General features: G+C 63.5%; 17 protein-coding genes. 9 read left to right on the top strand and 8 right to left on the bottom strand.

Going from position 1 to position 18427, the window contains the following annotated elements:
• Together RMQ73_RS13575 and RMQ73_RS13570 are read right to left on the bottom strand one after the other, a co-directional pair.
• On the bottom strand, window positions 1-2827 hold a 2827-nt coding region (locus RMQ73_RS13575), incomplete at its 3' end, for an AMP-binding protein (RefSeq protein ID WP_310498843.1).
• Window positions 2828-3008: 181 nt separating this feature from the next.
• A complete protein-coding gene (locus RMQ73_RS13570; protein WP_310498842.1) occupies window positions 3009-4475 on the bottom strand; it encodes an undecaprenyl-phosphate glucose phosphotransferase in 1467 nt (488 codons plus the stop codon).
• Between the two features lie 107 nt (window positions 4476-4582).
• Here RMQ73_RS13570 and RMQ73_RS13565 point away from each other — a divergent pair, with 107 nt between their 5' ends.
• Window positions 4583-4846, top strand: a complete 264-nt coding sequence (locus RMQ73_RS13565; protein WP_310498841.1) for an XrtV sorting system accessory protein — start codon at window positions 4583-4585, stop codon at window positions 4844-4846.
• Between the two features lie 11 nt (window positions 4847-4857).
• Here the strand turns inward: RMQ73_RS13565 and epsI are convergent, their stop codons facing one another.
• Genes epsI through RMQ73_RS13535 form a run of 6 tightly spaced genes read right to left on the bottom strand, consistent with a single transcriptional unit; the run spans window position 4858 to window position 10904 of the window.
• Window positions 4858-5553: an exosortase-associated protein EpsI, V-type gene (gene epsI, locus RMQ73_RS13560; RefSeq protein WP_310498839.1), complete on the bottom strand. Its 696-nt coding sequence runs from the start codon at window positions 5551-5553 to the stop codon at window positions 4858-4860.
• Window positions 5550-6461, bottom strand: a complete 912-nt coding sequence (gene xrtV / locus RMQ73_RS13555; RefSeq protein ID WP_310498838.1) for an exosortase V — start codon at window positions 6459-6461, stop codon at window positions 5550-5552. The genes epsI and xrtV overlap by 4 nt, the downstream gene beginning before the upstream one ends.
• A 4-nt stretch (window positions 6462-6465) precedes the next feature.
• The gene (locus tag RMQ73_RS13550; protein WP_310498837.1) at window positions 6466-7386 is read right to left on the bottom strand and encodes a hypothetical protein; all 921 of its coding nucleotides are present in this window, start codon (window positions 7384-7386) and stop codon (window positions 6466-6468) included.
• A complete protein-coding gene (locus tag RMQ73_RS13545) occupies window positions 7383-8777 on the bottom strand; it encodes a Wzz/FepE/Etk N-terminal domain-containing protein (protein WP_310498835.1) in 1395 nt (464 codons plus the stop codon). Before RMQ73_RS13545 ends, RMQ73_RS13550 begins: the two co-directional genes overlap by 4 nt.
• A gap of 58 nt (window positions 8778-8835) precedes the next feature.
• On the bottom strand, window positions 8836-9627 hold the full coding sequence (locus tag RMQ73_RS13540; protein WP_310498833.1) for a polysaccharide biosynthesis/export family protein: 792 nt from the start codon (window positions 9625-9627) through the stop codon (window positions 8836-8838).
• Complete coding sequence (locus RMQ73_RS13535; RefSeq protein ID WP_310498832.1) at window positions 9624-10904, bottom strand: outer membrane beta-barrel protein; 1281 nt, start codon at window positions 10902-10904, stop codon at window positions 9624-9626. Before RMQ73_RS13535 ends, RMQ73_RS13540 begins: the two co-directional genes overlap by 4 nt.
• A 34-nt stretch (window positions 10905-10938) precedes the next feature.
• On the opposite strand from RMQ73_RS13535, the gene RMQ73_RS13530 reads away from it, so the two are divergent.
• The 8 genes from RMQ73_RS13530 to RMQ73_RS13495 form a co-directional block, all read left to right on the top strand.
• Window positions 10939-11190, top strand: a complete 252-nt coding sequence (locus RMQ73_RS13530) for a hypothetical protein (protein ID WP_310498831.1) — start codon at window positions 10939-10941, stop codon at window positions 11188-11190.
• Between the two features lie 26 nt (window positions 11191-11216).
• Window positions 11217-12653 carry an AAA family ATPase gene (locus RMQ73_RS13525; RefSeq protein WP_310498844.1) on the top strand — a complete coding sequence of 479 codons (1437 nt, stop codon included), beginning with the start codon at window positions 11217-11219 and terminating at the stop codon, window positions 12651-12653.
• Window positions 12654-12687: 34 nt separating this feature from the next.
• On the top strand, window positions 12688-13632 hold the full coding sequence (locus RMQ73_RS13520) for a glycosyltransferase family 2 protein (protein ID WP_310498830.1): 945 nt from the start codon (window positions 12688-12690) through the stop codon (window positions 13630-13632).
• Window positions 13629-14678 (top strand): glycosyltransferase family 2 protein, encoded by a 1050-nt coding sequence (locus RMQ73_RS13515; protein ID WP_310498829.1) that lies wholly within the window; start codon window positions 13629-13631, stop codon window positions 14676-14678. Before RMQ73_RS13520 ends, RMQ73_RS13515 begins: the two co-directional genes overlap by 4 nt.
• Window positions 14679-14757: 79 nt before the next feature.
• A complete protein-coding gene (locus RMQ73_RS13510; protein ID WP_310498828.1) occupies window positions 14758-15741 on the top strand; it encodes a hypothetical protein in 984 nt (327 codons plus the stop codon).
• Window positions 15742-15799: 58 nt separating this feature from the next.
• On the top strand, window positions 15800-16966 hold the full coding sequence (locus RMQ73_RS13505; protein ID WP_310498826.1) for a polysaccharide pyruvyl transferase family protein: 1167 nt from the start codon (window positions 15800-15802) through the stop codon (window positions 16964-16966).
• A complete protein-coding gene (locus RMQ73_RS13500; protein ID WP_310498825.1) occupies window positions 16963-18174 on the top strand; it encodes a Coenzyme F420 hydrogenase/dehydrogenase, beta subunit C-terminal domain in 1212 nt (403 codons plus the stop codon). The genes RMQ73_RS13505 and RMQ73_RS13500 overlap by 4 nt, the downstream gene beginning before the upstream one ends.
• On the top strand, window positions 18171-18427 hold a 257-nt coding region (locus tag RMQ73_RS13495), incomplete at its 3' end, for a sugar phosphate nucleotidyltransferase (RefSeq protein ID WP_310498824.1). The genes RMQ73_RS13500 and RMQ73_RS13495, both read left to right, overlap by 4 nt.

Raw genomic sequence — 18427 nt, 5'->3', positions numbered from 1 at the left:
GGCGAATATCGGCGCCGGCGACAAAGCTGGCAGTGCCATCGCCGGTGAACACCACGGCGACCACGTCATCGCGGCGCGACAGATGCTCGACGACAATGACCAGCTCGTCGATGGCGCGTTCATTCAGCGCGTTGACCGGCGGGTTGGTGATGAACACCGTAGCTACCTTCTTGCCCGGCGCCACATCATTGTATTGAATACGGAAATAGCGATAGCGGTCGAATATCTGCTGGTCCTGCGACTGTTTCTGCTTCTTTTGCCAACCGGCGATAGCCGAGCGCAGCTCGTCAAGGCTCTCGGGATTTCGCAAGGTGGTCACATCGCCGACCGGCGTGCCTTCGACCAGCGCGCGCACCATGCGGCGCATGTATTTGCCGCTGCGGGTTTCGGGGAATTGCGCGACCTGGATGAAGTCGCCCGGCACCGCGACGGCGCCCTTTTCCTGGCGCACCAGATCCGACAGGCGGCGTTCGTCATCGCGGGTCAGCACCTGGCCGGGCGCTGCCGTGATGAACGCCAGCGGCGTCAGGCCCTTTTCGGGGTGTGGCGCACCGACGACCAGCACATTGCCCAGCGGCGAATCAGGGTTGAGCGCCTTGTCACGCAATATCGCGCCCTCGATCTCCTCGGTGCCCATGCGGTGGCCGGACACGTTGATGACATCGTCCGACCGGCCATGCAGCGAAAAGCCCTCGTCGGCGTGGCGCACGGCAAAATCGCCCTGGGTATAGGCCCAGACACCCTGCCAGCGCCGCCAATAGCCGTCGGACCAGCGAACGGCATCGCCTTTCCAGCCGCCGACAACGGCACCGTTTTCGACACGGAAATTGTTGGCATCGCCCCACACGGTGCGCGCCAGATAGGGATAGGGCGCCGCGATGATGATCTCGCCCTTTTCACCCACTTCGGCGCGGCGCCATTTGACGCCGTCGCCGCCAGTGCGGGTCAGCAGCGCGGTGCCATCGGCAGTGCCGTACAGATCCTCAAGCCAGACATCCCCGACAATCCATGGCAACGGAAAAGTGCGCGCGTCGGCGGCCAGCGGGAAGTCGCCATTGCCATAGAAATGCGTCCAGGCGATGCCGCCATGTTCGGTCGCCCAGTAACTGTTGATGTACTGCGGCGTCAGATGCTGCATCCCGAACGCCTGCACCGGCGGCGAGCATGGCTCGGCGCAAAAACTGGCGACGCGCAGGCCGGACATGTCATAGGCCTTGATGTCATGCAGGTTCTGCGGGTCGCTCATCACCGCCTTTAGGAAAGTGACGCCGGCCTTGAAGATGGTGACACCGTGACGCTCGATCATCGCGGCAAACCGCCCGGCGTGCGGGAACACCGGCGCGCCTTCGCCGATCAACGTGGTCACGCGCGTCAGCAGCGCCGCCGAAATCATATAGCTTTGCCCGGTGATCCAGCCCGGATCGGCCACGACATACATGACATCGCCGGGGCGGGCGTCGAAGGCCACTTTCATCGTTTCGGCAATGCCGGCCGGATAGCCGCCATGGACATGCACGACGCCCTTGGGCTTGCCCGTCGAACCCGAGGTGTAGATGAAGAACATCGGATATTCGGCATCGACGGGAAGCGGCTTCGATGCCGCCCAGATGGCGCGCACGAACGCTGTGTCATCCAGCGCATGCAATGCCGCCTCGTCCGCCAGACCGGCGGCGACAAGGATCTGCGCCAGCGCCTTGTCGGTCAGGTCATGGCCCCAGACATCGCGGTCGCGCCAGACGATATCGGCAACGCCGGCATGACGGGCCACCACAACGGCCTCGACGCGCGGCGGCGTGGCGACCAGCGCCTCGGCAATCCCGATGCGGATACGGGCAGCAGCGCCCGAATCGATGCGCCCGGCCTTGCCAAGATCGGCAAGCGCCCGGCCCACGCCGCGCATGACATCGCCGCGCTCGACGGTGACTTCGCCGTGCAAGGTGGTTTTGACAGTGTCGGCGATGGTCGCGGCAATATCGTCGGCCAGCCCCAGATCATCAGCGGCCAGCCGCTGCACGAGCAAACCCAGCGCGACCTGCACGGGCACATAATTGTCGAGCGCCGGATCGGTGTAGGCCGTCTTGAACGGCACGATCTGCGCCATGCGGTAGCCGCCATCGGCGGTGATGACGACCCGTGCACCCGCATCATGAATGCGGTCAGACAGCGTCTTGTCGGAAAATCCGCCGAACACCGGCGTATAGATAATGCCCATCCGCTTGGCGCCTTCGGTCCAATACAGCTGGGCCGGGCAGTTGGGCATATTGATGGCAATGCGGTCACCGGGCTTCAGGCCGAGGTTTTGCAAAGCCAGCGCACATTTGGCCGCTTCGAGCAGCAATTGCCGACGGCTGACGGTGATGCAATCGACCGGCGCACCCCGGCCACCGTCGGCGGCGAGATCCCAGCGGTCGCCTTCGAAGATGAACGCGGCTTCGGCGCCGTGGCCGGCCAGCACATGGCGATCCATCTCGTTGAAGGCGCAATTGGTGTGCGCGCCTTCGAACCACCGGAAATTTGGCGCGTCATCGGCGTTGAACGCGCGGGTCCATGGTGCGAAATCGACAGGCAAATCGGCAGTCAACGCGGCGCCGGTTCCGGCATCGAAGCCGGTCCAGTGATCGCCCGCTTGCGTCAGCCATGCCTTGCAGTGCGGCAGATCGACCAGCCAATGCAGGTTGCGAGCGGCAATGGCGCCGTGAAAGGCACCGGGGTCCGCCATCACGTCGGCGCGCATCGCCTGCCAATCGCCGCGCGTCCTGACCGGGTTGGTCATGGCTGCCGGCAGCTGGGTGACCGCAATCGCAACCGGGCCTTTGGAATCAGACATCTTCAACAACCCTTGGGTGATTGTCCAAACCTGCCCGTTTCCGGACAAGAATAACCGCAAGAGCCGCCATTACGGTAATATTCTTGCCCTTGCAAGCAAATGGAACGCAATTCTGTTGCTGGACACAATGTCGCACCCGGCTGGTTGGGGTCAGTGCAGCCAGCGTCATCGACAGTGCAGGTCAAAAGGCGTTGCGAGGCAACAGCACGGCGCCGACGGTGCGCATCAGTATGTAAATGTCGAGCCACAACGACCAGTTCTCGATGTAATACAGGTCATGTTCAAGGCGCTTGACCAGCTTTTCCTCGGTATCGGTCTCGCCGCGCCAGCCGCAAACCTGCGCCCATCCGGTGATGCCCGGCTTCACCTTGTGGCGCGCGGCATAGGAAATGACGACTTCGGAAAACAGCCGCCCGCCGGCACGTGTCGACGTCGCATGCGGGCGCGGCCCGACCAGTGACATGTCGCCTGTCAACACATTGAACAACTGCGGCAGCTCATCAAGGCTCAAGCGGCGCAAAATGCGCCCGATGCGCGTGATCCGGTCATCATCTCGGCTGGCCTGCCTTATGTCATCCAGCTGGCCATGCTCGTGATACATGGTGCGGAACTTGAAGCATTGGAAACTGCGGTTGTTGAAGCCTTCGCGCGGCTGGCGAAACAGCACCGGCCCGGGCGAATCCAGGCGCACCGCGATGGCAATCAGCAGCAGCAACGGCCAGATCACCGCTATGATGATGATCGTCAGTATCTGATCTTCGGCGGCCTTGACCGCCGCGTCAAAGCCCGAGATCGGCCGCTCGAACAGCGTCATGACCGGCACTTCGCCAAGCAGGACGACAGGGCGCTGGGCAAAGGCAAAACTGGCAAGGTCGGGCGCCAGCCGGATCTTGACGGGCGTGAGCGCCAGACGGCTGACGATTTCCTGCAGCCGCTTTTCGGCCGACCATGGCAAGGCGACCACGACCTGATCGAGCCGCCCCTCGCGAATCATGCCGATCAAGGTCGAAAGATTGCCCAGCATCGGTACGTCAGAGGCATTGCCCGGCACCCGGCCATCCTGACGATCATCGAAGAAGCCGACCAGCGTGATTGTCAGCCGGTCATGCGACTGGACATATTGCGCAAATCGCTGGCCCTGTGCCCCGGCGCCAAAAATCGCGACCCGTTCGTTGAAAGTGCCACGCGCCTTGAGATGGCGCACCCAGAATGTCGACGAAGCGCGGACGAGCAGCAAAATGGCGCCGCCGCCCAAAAACCAGGAGAGCGCCCAGGAGCGCGAAACCTCGTCAGACGCCTTCAGCAGGAAACCCAGCGTCACCATGAACAGTGCGACGGTCATCCATGTGCCGGCAACGCGGCGCCATGCCTGACGCAGAGAGAACTGCGCGTCGATATCATAGCAGCCCAGGCTTTCGGCCAGCACGCCATAGGCAATGGCCGCGATCAGCACGACCCGGCCATACAGCCCGTCGTTCCCCGCCCCCAAGGTATCGGCCAGAATCACGATCGCAGCGAGGCCAGTAACACCGACCGTGACAAATTCGAGCACACGAATGGCCAGAATCGCCACATCGAGTGGAATGCCGGGCTTGGTGCGGATGCCGTCATCGCTGGGCGCGAGCTGCTGCGGGCGCAGGTCGTTCATGCCGGTGCGCTCATGGTCTTGCCGATTACCGGGAAAATGGGTGCAAAGACTGTGGCACTGTGCGGGGTAGTTGTTGTAGTGACCAAAGTCTTACAGGAGCGCGCCGCATGGAAACCCCCTACGACTGGCTGACCGTCATCACATTTGCTGGTCTTATCGTGCTGTTCTTGCAGCGTTCCCAAGGTGAAGCCCGCGACCATCTGTGGCAGTATCTGGTGGCATCGCTGGGCTGCGCCGTGACCAACTACCTTGGCAATGAAGCGATGAAATCGGGCGACATGCTCTATCACGCGGGCGCCATCGGCCTTGGCGCGGCAACGCTGGGCTTCATCTGGTTTGTCTTGCAGCCGTTCAGCGACATGGAAGGCTGAGGCGCCGCGCATCACGCCAGCCTCGCTGCCAAAGGGCGTCCAATCAGCGCTGCCCGGTCCGCCGGCTTGATGGCTTTGACCATCGCGGCTGCAAAATTGTCCAGTTCGCGAAATACATCCGGGCTCGGCTCGGCCACTGTCGACACACGCACCAGCACGCCATCAGCGAGGTAACCCTGCATCTGTTGACGCAGTTTCACCCAGCGCTGCGCGCTGCCATCGGTGGGAAGATCATCACCGATGCGGGTCCAGTATGTGATGGCCTCGACACGGCTGTCGTTGCGCGCGGTCAATTCGCGCACCGGGAGCCTGGCATTCCCCAGCGCAACCTGAGCGCTTTTCGACGCTGAAATATTGAAGCCGACAGCGGCATAACAGACTTCGGGGCGATGCAGTTGCAACAGGTCGTTCTGCACCGCGCCATAGGCAATCACCAACATCATCGGCAACCGGGTTTCGGACACATACAGCCGACTGAGGGTCTGGCTGTAAAGCCGATCGGCCAGACTGCCGGGCGTCTTGGGCAGCACGATCGCCTCGGTCGGCATCTGCACCCACTCGGCAATCGTTGTCGGGACCATCTTTTCGAGCTCGACCCCCTCGGGCAGCAGCACCAGACGACCGCGCGGCGTGAGCGCCGCCGCACCGCCGGCCGCGACCAGCATCGATCCGCCCATCAGGACATCACGGCGGTTGAACGCGCTCATGCCGAAGCTCCAATATCGGGGCCTTCATCGGGGCCGCCCAGGAAGATGCGCAGCGGTGTCAGCAGCTTGTCGACCAGGAAGATGAACAGCAGCGCCGTCGTGAACGTCACCATGCCGGCAAAATTGTGCAAATAGCCCTGCGCCATCGCATTACCGAGATAATAGGTGATGAGCACCAGCGCCGCGACCCGGACCATATTGGCCGCAACCGCAATCGGCAGCACCAGCGCCAGCAGCAGGATGGAATACCGCCAGTTGGAGCCGCGGATCATGTAGACATAAAACAGGCCGATCGCCGACAGGCTGATCAGGGAATTGAGACCGGCGCAGGCATCCTCGACCAGCAACTGGTAGCTGGCGACATAAATGGTCACACCCATGCGACCGACCGGATAGCCCAGTTCGGAAAGGCTGCGCATCACGACTTCGGAGACAAGGATCTTCAGCGGCTGGGTGATGGTGTCGAGCACCCAGCCCGGGATCGGGATGATGAAGCACAGATAGAAGATGGGGAACCAAAGCCGCTTGAGCACAGCCAGGCCGAGATAAAAATTGCCCACGGCCAGCAGCGAGAGCAGCAGGGCCGCAACCTCGACGCTGATGAAGTCATAGGCCCGGCCAAAGATATAGGCCGGCACGGCAACCAGTAGCATCGCCGCCGTCAACCAGACATTGCCGGGCTGCATGTTTGCGCGGATCTCGGCGGCGCGACGGAACACCAGCCAGAGCCCGGTGGCCACCACGATCGGGCCATGCACGCCCGATTCCATCGACCAGGGTCCGCGCGCCATCGACACCAGGGTCGGCAGCGCCATCGCAAAAAAACCGATAGCCAACAGCCAGCGCTCGCGCAGCAGGCCGCGCCAGTTGATCCGCACAGGCTTTTGCACCGCAGCGGCGCTGGCCATGGTTCTAGAACTCGTTGAGGACAGCGCCGACCACGGCGCACCGCGAGGCCGCCAGCTGTTCGGTCAGCGTCGATACGTCCCGGTAATAGGACTGGTCGCGCCGCGCCACCATCAGGGCATAACCCGCCGCCGCGCCGACAGTCAGCGCATCGGCATTGGCATTGGCCGCCGGCGTGTCGAACAACACCAGGTCATATTCGCGCAGCAGCGTGTTGACGCCGTCACGAAAACGGTTGCCGGACAACAGTTCCTGCGGGCGCGGGGTCGGCGGGCCAGCGGTCATAACCGCAAGGCCAGGCAGGACGTTGGCATTCACCACACGTTCCGGGCGCGACACCTGAAGCGAAAGGAACGTCGAAAGACCGGGCGCATTGGGATCGAGGCCGAAAATCTGGTCCACGCGCGGGCTGCGCATGTTGGCATCGACTATCAGCGTCTTGTAGCCAACCTGGCTGAGCGAAACCGCCAGATTGGCCGCGATATAGGAACAACCCACACCGTCGGTCGGCGATACGCAGGCAAGGCCACGGCGACCGTTCTTGAGATGCTGGGAGATGATCTGGGTCCGCAGCAGGCGCATCGATTCCGACCGGCGGCTGCTAGGCTCGGCAATCACCACCAGTTCGTCGGACACCGGGCGCCGCGCCACATTCTGCAACGCCAGGCTGGTGATCAGCTGTTCGCGGGCGCGGTCGAGATCGTCGGTGGTGATGAAGCCAAGCTCAAGCGCAGCCTGGTCGAAATCCAGGCCGCGTTCCAGCTGATGGCTGGCTACACGCGCGCTCTGGTCTTCGGACAGATAGCCAAGACGCAAAAGCGCATCACGGATCGGCGCATCAAAGCGCGTGCTGCCGTCATCGACCCGGCTCGACGTTGCGTTCTCCGCAGCATCGGTGGCGAAATCATCCATGGGTTCGATACTCATTGCGCAGGCTGCCAGGAGGCTGCGGTTTCGGAACGACGCGACAGCAGCCGGCGCAAGGCCGTCCGCCAGGCCGGGCGCGGGGTTTCACCGATGATGGCAAAGACCGGAACGCGCGCCGATGTGCGCAAATCCTCGGCCCCGCGCACCCGGCGGTTGAGCAGTTCGACGAACAGGCCCAGCACGATGCCCATGCCAAGGCCAAGGCCGACAGACAGGGACACGATCTGCGTCCAGTTCGGGAACGACGGTGACGCCTGCGCACGCGCATCGCCCAGCACGATCAGACCGCTGTCGTTGATGTTGGATTCCAGCCGCAATTCGGCGGTGCGCTTGGCGGCCTGTTCATATTGGGCGCGGCGCAATTCCACTTCACGCATCAGCGCGGCGTCCTTGTCCAGCTTGTCCTTCATGGCAAAGACCTTGGCGCGCTGCGCCTCATAGGCCGATTCCAGCTGGGCAACTGACTGGCGCGACGAGCCAAGCTGGCGCGAACCGGCGGCGCGCGCCGAAGCTTCCTCGCGGCGCACCTGCACCTGCAACTGGTCCCGGCGAGTGAGCATCGCCAGATACGTCGGGTGCTGAGTGCCGAGGCGTTCTGCGGACTGCTCGATCGCGTCGTTCATGTTTGCCAGCTGGATCTTCAGCTGGTCCACGACGGGCGATTCATTGGCCCGGGTGGTGGCGGCAAACTGCTGCGCACCTTCGCCGCTGCGCGCGGCAACCAGCGCCGATTGCAGACCCGACAGTTTGACGGTTTCGGCTTCGCCGCCCGCAGTAATCACGATGCCATTGTCGGTTTCATACTTGGTTTTGGCGGCTTCGGCATCTTCCAGCACGCGCTTGGCGCGGTCTGCCTGTTCCAGATACCAGTCGGCAGTGCGGCCGGCGCTGTCGGTGCGGAACCGCAGCGAATTGTCGATGTAGGAATCGCGCAAGGCGTTGACGGTGCGCTTGGCGATTTCCGGGTTCGACGCCTCATAGGTGATTTCGAGAATGTTCGAATTTTCCACCAGTCCAACGTTGGTATTCTCGGTGATGCGCTCGGCAACCCAGCGACGCATGTCGCCAGCGCCGCCGGTTTCGCTCTGGAACGCCGCGACCAGATCGGGCGAGTTCAGAAGGCCAAGCTTGTCAACGACATCGCCAGCAACGCGGTAATCCTTGATCAACTCGATCTGCGTGCGCGTGAAGGTTCGCAGCGCGCTGGTCTGGATCATCGAACCAGTGACCGGATCGGGCTTGAAGCTGTCCATCAAGACGCGGGCGCGGGCCGGATAGCGCGGCGGCAGGATACGCGCCACGGCGGTCGCCACCACCACGCAGGTGATGAGCGTGGCAAGGATAATCCACCGCCGCGCGATCAGGATGCGCAAAAACTGCACGATACTCATAGTCTGCCCACTCCAACTTCTACCAACCGCGCCAACGCGTGTGCCAAGAACACATGCGTCAGAACAGACGTTCCTTGATGACGATCACATCGCCCTTTTGCACGGGCATTGACGGATCGACATCGATTTCCTTTGCCTTGCCCCGCACCAGACCGACCTTGTCGGCCTTGCCAGTCGGCGTGACGCCGCCCGACAGCGCGATGGCCTGACGGATGGTCATGTCCGGCAGGATCGGCTTCATGCCCGGCTGGACGATCTGTCCGTAGATGAAAAATGTGTCGGCATCGGGAACAAACAACGTATCGCCAGGCATGAGCGGCGGATTTTCCTTGTCGTCACCGCGCACCAGTCCTTCGACGCCAAGCCGCACTTCGGGCTGGCCGGCACGGCGCAGATAGACATAATTCGCACCGTTTTCGCGTATCCAGCCCGCGCGCAGCAACATGTCCAGCGCACGCGAGGGGCGCTCGATCGGGAAGATGCCGGGGTTCGACACACGGCCTGCGATGTTGACCGAACGGCTCAGGTAACCCGAGATTTCGATATTGATGATCGGCGCCTTGAGATAGCCGCCACTGGTCAGCTTGTCGGTCAACTGCTTGGCCAACGTGATGTTGGTCGTGCCTTCGGCCTTCACGGCGCCGATCAGCGGCATCACGATGGTGCCATCGGCCTTGATGCGGGTCGTGATGCCGAATTCGGGCTGGCCATAGACGGTGACGACAATGGCGTCATCGGGGCCGAGTACATAGCCGGGGCCCGTAGTCTGGGGGCCCGAAGTCTGGGCCAAGGCGGGCGCCGCAACCAGCATCAGGAGCAGCAGGACTGTACGCTTGAACAACGAAATCATGAACTTCTCCCGAAATTGGCCCTGAGGTTCAAGAGAACCGTCGTTGATCGGAAACTGAAATCTGCGGGGTTGGAGGTGCGGCGCTGATGCGCCACTTCCAACCCGACAGTGACCATCCGTATCGGCGTATAGTTGATCTGGCCATATACGCGCCAGAGGTTGTCCTTGATGCGTGCCCGTGTTTCCGCGCCCGATGCCACCGAGCCGCGATAGCTGTTGTCGAGATACGAGCCACCAAATCCAGCCGTCAGGCTGCGGTTGAGCCGATAGTCGAAATCGGCTGCAACGGTGCTCGACACGATGAACAGCGCGCCGACATTGGCACTGGATCGGACCTGCCTGCTGGCGGAAAAGCCGGCCGTGATGCGATTGCCGCTGTTGTAGGTAATTGCAGCGTCGAAACCTGGACCGGAGAAATTGCTGCGCGGGGCAACGACAAATCCGATATCAGGCACGAACACGATCTGCGAACTGGGCTTGGGCTTCACGTCGATGTACGACGCGCCAAGGCTGACATTGAGGCGCGAGCCAAGCCCGCGCGAATAGCCAAAGCGCGCCGAATAGACATCGACACCGTCATCGACCAGCAAACCCGTGGTGCCGTCGTTGACCTGACGGTCGGGGAACATCCGGGTATCGAGCGAACCGCTAAGGGAAAACTGGCCGAGCGTCGGGCGGCCATAGGTCAGCCCCGCGTTGAAAGTGGTGCCGCGATTGTTGAACAAGCGCTGCGCGGGCCGGCTGTTGGTCAGGTCGGTGTTGGTGATGCCGCCGGTGATGCCGAGCGCGCCGCCGACCTGGCAGCTGAAATTGCCGCCGACCGTGCGTGTCGACTGGGTATTGTCCTCCAGAACCGCCAATTCGCTGAACAGAGCCAGATTTTCGCGATAATCCGCCGCGACCTGGCCGTTGCAGCGCCGGCCAAGGCGCCAGTTGACACCGCCGCCAACGGCAAAACGCGTGCGATTGGGCAATTTGTCGTCGCCGAACAGATAGTCGCGGCCGATATTGGCGCCGAGAAAGACCTGCTGGCGGCCGATCGGCATGCCGATGGAGCCCTGCACCAAAGGCGTGACGCGCCATCCCTGTGCTCCGCCGTCACGGCGCCGAAGATTGGTGTCGAAACGGGTGGTCACACCAGCGCTGAGGTTCCAGCCGCGGCCATTCACCGCCGGAACGGATGTTATGCCGCCGCGCTGCGCCGGTGGATCGTCATTGTCCTGGCTGGGCGCTGCGAGTGCAGGCGCCGCGAAGAACAAAGGCAAGAGCAGAAGCACCGAAAGGCCCCCTGCCCTGGGCCCATGACCGGCCATGTCCATCATCCTGTTCCTCATCCGATCCGGAGTGATTGCACAACCCTCAAAGCCGGGCTGCTACACGCCAACCTGTCAGGCGGCAACCTTCCATAACGTTAACGCGCTGGCAAAATTGTTCCATATTCGCTGCTTCAAGGCAAATGCAGTCTCGCATCGGCGGCGTGATCGTGGCATTGGAGCCTCGTGTTGGCCCGATTTGGGCCAGACCAGCACCGTGTCTGCGGCCTGGCTGGCGCAAACGGATTGATGCGAAGGATTGTAACCGAGGTGGCGATGATTTGGAAACGCAAGTCGCGCGAAGAAGCGCCCGAAACGGGAAGTGTCGCCGTGGAACCGCTCGACGAGCAGTTGCTGGGCGATGACCAGTCCCCGACCGACGCAGAAACCCAGACGGGCGAACCGGCTGTGCTGCAGCCAGTAAAAACCGATGTGCCCGAACGCCCGGTGTTCCTTGACAGCTTGTGGCGCGAACCCGCCGCAGCGCCGGCGGGGCGCGCCATGCCGCGTTTCATGGCCAACGCCTCGGACGACGTCGAAACCGATGGCACCAACGAACTGGCGCGGCGCCGCCTGGCGCTGCGCGATGCATTGGGCGCGTCTCAGCCCGTGCTGGGCCGTGAAAGCTTTGCCGGGCGCCATGATGCCCTGTCACAGTTGATCAATGCCATCGAGCAGCAGCGCGTCCATGTCGTCATTTATGGCGAACGCGGGATCGGCAAGACCAGCCTGGCCCATGTGTTCGCCGAAACCGCCCGAGAAGCACGCTACCATGTCCTGTATGGCAGCTGCGGTACCGAGGCGAATTTTTCCGAGATGTTTCGTTCGGTGGCCGCGCGCATCCCGCGCATTTTCCATGAATCGGTGCTGCCCAACACGCCCGAAGCCGAAAAGGGCGACAATTTCGATGTGATGCTGCCGCCGGTGTTCGGCCCGCGTGAACTGGCCGATGTGCTGGCCGGCGTCGTCGGCACCCGGGTTCTCATCATCCTCGATGAATATGACCGCGTGCTCGACCCCGGTTTCCGCCGCGATGTTGCCGAACTGGTCAAGAACCTGTCCGACCGCGCAGCGCGCGTGCAGCTGGTGCTTACCGGCGTGGCGCAGAACCTTGACGAACTGATCGGATATGCGCCGTCGATCCGGCGCAACATCGTCGGCCTGCCGATGCGTCCGCTTGGCGACGGCGAAGTCATGGATCTGCTGCGTCTGGGCGAAAAGGCCGCCGATATCCGCTATTCCGAAGCGTCGGTGCGCATGATTGCCACCATGGCTGGCGGGTCGCCCTATCTGGTGCGCCTGCTTGGCCACCAGGCCGGCATGGCCGCGCTTGATGCCGGCAAGGCCTTTGTCAGCGAAGTGCACGGCAAATCGGCCGTGGAGCGCGTGCTGACCGACTGGAACGCCTCGCTGCCCCGCCGCGTGCAGGCCAGCCTGTCGCGTGACGAGGCGCGAGCACAATGGCCGCTGCTGATTGCCGCTGCCAAGGCGGGCAGTTCCGCCGATGGCTGGTTCACTGTCGATGATGTCTATACCGAACTGAAGGGCGCCTCGGCGCCGATGGCCATCGAACGTGAACTCAAGCAGTTCGCGCATCCGCACGATCTGCTGGAACGCAGCGACCTTGGCGGGGAAATACGTTTCCGCTTTGCGTATCCGGGCGTGTCGTCGTTGCTGTTGATGTCCTCTGCGATGAGCCGGCTTGCCGGTTGATTGCAACGCCGGCGACCAGAGGTCTGGACAGACGATGACCGACCAAAGTCCGGGTGCGGACGGCGCGGCACAGGGCCCTCGCGTATCCGTCATCATTCCGCACTACAACATGCCACAAGCGCTTGAACGCTGCCTGGCGTCAGTCAAGGCTCAGGCTGGCGCCGAGCACGCGGAGATCATCGTGGTGGACAATGGCTCGCGCATCTCGCTGGATGACGTCAAGGCACGCCACAGCGATGTGCGCTTCCTGTCCGAAAGCCAGCCGGGACCGGGGCTGGCGCGCAACACAGGCGTCGCAGCTGCTCGGGCGCCGATCCTGGCTTTTATCGATGCCGATTGCCGCGCCGAGGCAGGTTGGCTGGAAGCGGCGGTATCAGCCATCGAAGCGACTGGTCCCGATGCTATCGTCGGCGGCGATGTCCGCATCGATTTTGTCGACACACGCCGGCTGACCGACATCGAAGCCTATGAGGCAGTCTTTGCCTATCGCCAGGCGATGTACATCAACAAACAGGGTTTTTCCGGCACCGGCAACCTGGCGATGGCCGCGCCCGTGCATGCCGCCGTCGGGCCATTTGCCGGTATCGATACCGCGGAGGACCGGGACTGGGGCCAGCGCGCGGCGGCGGCGGGCTATCGCACCGTTTATGTCGAGGCGATGCGAGTCTACCACCCTGCCCGTCCCGATTTTGCCAGCCTTGTCGTCAAATGGCAGCGCCATATCCGGCACGACTGGACGGCCCATGTCGCCGCCGGCCGCCCGCGCTGGCGCTGGCAGATGCGTGCCGCCCTGATGTTGCCGTCGATACTGGTCGATGGCGTGCGACTGATGCTGTCCGACCGGTTGTCCGGCCTCGGCAACCGTTGGCGCGGTGTGACCGTGCTGGCACGGCTGCGTTGGCTGCGTGCCGGCGAAATGTTGCGCGCCATGCACGCCACCGGAGAGACCGGCGCCACATTCTGGAACCCCGGCGCATGAGCCTGTTTCGCGATAACACCGCCAATTCGCAGCGCCTTGGCGTTGTGCTGGTCAACTACAAGCGCGCCGCCGACACGATCGAATGCCTTGAAAGCCTGATGCGCAGCACGGTGCAGGTGCAGGTCGTGGTTGTTGACAACGGCTCGGCCGACGGGTCGATCGACGCCATCACGGCCTGGGCGGCTGGCATGGCGCCTGCCACTGCGGCGTCGCCCGACATGGCCCCGCTCAGTTCGCCGCCGCTGCTCAAGCCCTGGCCGCTGCGCCGCATGACGGCGGAACAGGCGCGCATCGTACCTCCGCAAGGCCCGCTGACGCTGATCGATGCCGGTGACAATCTGGGTTTTGCCGGCGGCAACAACCTGGGCATGGCGCATCTGCTGCAAAGCGACCGGATCGGCAATATCTGGCTGCTCAACAACGACACGGTGGTGGCCGCCGATGCCGCGCAGGCCATTTTGGCGCGCATGACCGCCGTGCCCAACGTCGGCATGTGCGGCACGGTGGTGCGATTCTATTGGCAGCCCGATACGGTGCAGGCGCTGGGCGGCTCGACGTTCAACCTCGTCACCGGCAATTCGGCATCGATCGGCGGTGGCACGCTGGCGACCATGGGGTTCAACCCGCAGCTGGTGGCCGACACAATGGATTTCGTGCTCGGCGCCTCGCTGGTGGTCAGCCGCAAGTTCCTCGAAGCGGTCGGGCCCATGTCAGAACGCTATTTCCTGTATTTCGAGGAAATCGACTGGGCGGTCCGCAACCGCCGCCGCGGCGAAGCTGCGTTCGAGACGGCGTTCGCCCATAGCGCCGTCGTCTGGCACAAGGAAGGCGGCTCGATCGGGTCATCGAGCAAGAAGGGCCAGCGCAGCGGCTTTTCCGACTATTGGCTGACTCGGTCGCGCCTGCGCTTCGTGGCACATTTCTATCCGCTGCTGCTGCCCTGGCATGCGGTATGGACGTTGGCGCTGATCTTGCGGCGCCTGATGCGCGGCCAGGGCAGCAAGGCATCGGCGATGTTGCGCGCGCTGACTGGGCGCCGTTATTGACCGGAGCGACGCTGGAAGGCATGAGCGTTTCATAGTGAATTGCGCCGCGATTGCGGCAAGTGTCGATCAGGAGACGAAGATGATGAAGCCGATGCGGACGATGATCATTGCAGCAGCCGGCGTGTCGATGCTCGCGCTGGCGGGTTGCGGCGGCGGCGACAAGGCCCCGGAGGGCCAGGTCGTTGCTACGGTCGATGGCAAGGACGTGACCATCCATGAACTGAACGCCGAAATCGCCGGGCTTGGCGCACAGGCGCAATCCGCGCCGAAAAAGCTGGTCGAAGCCGTTGCCCTGAACCGGGTCATCGAGCGCAAGATGCTGTCGGCCGAAGCCAAGGTCCGCGAACTGGACAAGTCTCCGCAGTTCCTGCTCGCCAAGACCCGCACCGAGGAAGGCCTGCTGGTCCAGGCGCTGCAAGGCGACATCCAGGGCAAGGTCCAGGCCACGGCCCGTGAAGCGGCGCAAAAATATGTGGCCGACAACCCCGTCGTGTTCGGCGACCGCAAGCTGTTCACGCTGGACCAGATCCAGTTCCTGCGGCCATCGAACTTCGAACAATTGCCGCTCAAGGACGCCAAGACCATGGCCGAGGTGGAGCGTGTACTGATCGATGCCAATATCGAATATCGCCGTGCGCCCCAGCAGGTCGACACGATGCTGATCGCGCCGGAACTGTCCAAGGAAATCATCAAGCTGACGTCCTCGCCCAATGCCGAGCCGTTCATGTTTGCTGACCAGCCAGCCGGCGCACCTGCGCCGGTCGTCTATGTCAACATGCTGACCAGCACCAAGACGCAGCCCTTCACGGGTGAAAAGGCCATTTCCTACGCCCAGCAGATCTTGCAGCGCCAGGAAGTCAGCAAGCGCCTGCAAACCGAACTGAAGAAAATCCAGACCAGCTTCAAGGCCAAGACTGTTTATGCCAAGGGCTATGGCACGGTCGAGGCAGCGCAGGCTGAGCTGAAGAAGGGGTCACCTGCCGCTGCGGCGCTTGCTGCTCCGCCTGCCGCCCAGCCTGCCAAGACTCCTGCCACGACGCCTGTCGCACCGGCCGCCAAATAAGTCTCCAGCCCGGACGATGACCTCGTCCGGGCTCCAATAGATTGTGTTAGGATTTCACGTGCGCAGCTTGCGGATCGGCCTTGTCTGGCACGCTGCGGCGGCAACAAATCTGGGCGTCGGCGCCCTGACTGCCGGCAATTTGGCGCTGGCCCGCAAGGCCGCTGCCGCCGCCGATGTCGTGCCGCAGTTTGTCATTATCGGTCCGCGCGAAACCGGCCCGCTGGGCGTGTCTGGCCCGGATATCGAACACCGCACCATCACTGGCCGCTATATGGTCAACCCGTCCGGCTTTGCCCGCGACGTGCGCGGCCTCGACATCATCCTGGACATCAGCGCCGGCGACAGCTTTGCCGATATCTACCCCGACAAGCGTTTCGCCTATATGGCGGCGACCAAGATCCTGCCGATCCTGATGGGCAAGCCGCTGGTGCTCAGCCCGCAGACCATCGGGCCATTTTCGCGCCAGCCGCACAGTGCCATCGCCGGCTGGATCTGCCGCCACGCCGCTGCGGTTTTCGCGCGCGATCCGCTGTCGATGCAGATGCTGGCTACGCTGGGCGCGACTGCAAATGCCCGTCAGACCGTCGATGTCGCCTTTGCCCTACCCTTTGAACGCGCGGCGCGGACGGCTGGCGGCCCAAGGCGCGTCGGAATCAATGTCTCGGGCCTGTTGATGAGCGGCGGCTATGCCGGCGGCAATGAATATGGGCTGGGTTTCGACTATCCGGCGCTGACGCACGGGCTGATTACTGCCCTGTTGGCGGCCCCCGATACCGAGGTGCATCTGGTGCCACATGTGATTGCACCGGGCCTGCCCCGCGACGATGACGGCGCCGCGGCCGATGCCCTCAAGGCCCAATATCCGGCGCTGCACCGCCACCCCAACTTTGCGTCGGCCAGTGCTGCCAAATCCTTCATTTCCGGGCTGGATTTCCTGGCCGGCGCGCGCATGCACGCCACCATCGCCGCTTATAGTGCCGGCGTGCCGGTGGTGCCGATCAGCTACAGCCGCAAATTCGAGGGTCTGTATGGCGGTCTTGGCTATCCATGGCTGGTGAATGCGCGCGGCATGTCCACCGATGCGGCACTGGCCTTCATCCTGAACGCAGTTGATCGCCGGGCGGAACTGGCTGCCGACATCGCGGCGGGATCCAATATCGTCGCGGACGGGCTGGACGATTATGTGGCGGCGCTTGCCGAGCTGTTTGCGGCGGCGGCGCAATGAAGGCCGACTTTCTGGGGCGGGTCGAAAAGGCCGGCACCTGCACCGGTTGCGGCCTGTGCGCGGCGGTAACGGCCGGCATCACCATGGCGCAGGCCGCGCCCGGCTATGCGCGCCCGCGCCAGATCGGTTCCGTCAGCCTGGCCGAAGACAGCGCCATTGCCGCAGCCTGCCCCGGCTTGGTCGTGGATGAACGCGATCACCCGCATCTGGCATCGGAGCCGCTGTGGGGACCGGCGCTGTTCACCGGCACCGGCCATGCCGCCGATGCGGCCCTGCGCCATCAGGCGTCGTCCGGCGGTGTCATTTCGGCGCTGCTCGTCCATGCGCTGGAAACCGGTCTTGTCGATTTCATCGTGCAGACGCGCGCCGACCCGGATCGGCCAATGGCCAACATCACCACGGTCTCGGCCAGCGCCGCCGATGTGTTCAGCGCCGCTGGCTCGCGCTATGCCGCATCTTCACCGCTCGCCGGCCTTGAGGGCTGGCTGGCCCGGCCCGGCCGCTTTGCGTTTGTCGGCAAGCCCTGCGATGTCACCGCACTGCGGGCCCACGCCCGGCGCGACCCGCGTATCGACGCCCGCATCCCGCTCAAGATCGCATTTTTCTGTGCCGGCATTCCCAGCGCGGCGGCCGGCCAACGCATCCTCGACAGGCTGGGCGTGGCGCATGATGACGTTGCGGCCTTTCGCTATCGCGGCGATGGCTGGCCCGGTTTTGCCACGGCAACGCGCCGCGACGGCAGCCTGGCGCGCATGAGCTATGCCGATAGCTGGGGCGACATTTTGTCAAAAGAGGTGCAATTCCGCTGCAAGATTTGCCCCGATGCCGTTGGCGGCGCAGCAGATATTGCCTGTGCCGATGCCTGGTACGGCGATGATCGCGGCTATCCCAGCTTCGAGGAAGGCGAAGGCCGCAGCCTCATCATGGCACGCACCGCCGCCGGCGACGCGCTGCGCTTGTCGGCGGAAAAAGCCGGCAAGCTGTCGACTGCGCCGCTGGCCGTGACGGAGATCATCAAGATGCAGCCGCATCAGGCCCGCCGCAAACGCCAGGTGCTGAGCCGGCTGTGGGCCATGCGTGTCGTTGGCCGTCCGGTGCCGCGATTCGTCGGTGTTGGCGTGGCCGACGCGGCGCGCCTCGAACCGCTGCATCTGCAACTGAAAAGCTTTGCCGGCCTTGTCAGGCGGTTTATCAGGGGGACGGCATGAACAGGAAAGGCATCATCTTGGCGGGAGGATCGGGCACGCGCCTGTATCCGCTGACCAAGCCTGTCTCCAAGCAGCTGATGCCGGTCTATGACAAGCCGATGATCTATTACCCGCTGTCGGTGCTGATGCTGGCCGGGGTGCGGGAAATCCTGATCATCACCACGCCGGCAGACAGCGCGGCGTTTCGCGGGCTTTTGGGCGATGGCAGCCAATGGGGCCTGGCCATCCAGTACGCCGTCCAGCCTGAACCGGC

The sequence above is a fragment of the Sandarakinorhabdus sp. genome, assembly GCF_031430775.1.
GTDB lineage: Bacteria > Pseudomonadota > Alphaproteobacteria > Sphingomonadales > Sphingomonadaceae > Sandarakinorhabdus.
This window is presented reverse-complemented; position numbering and strand designations above follow the sequence as displayed.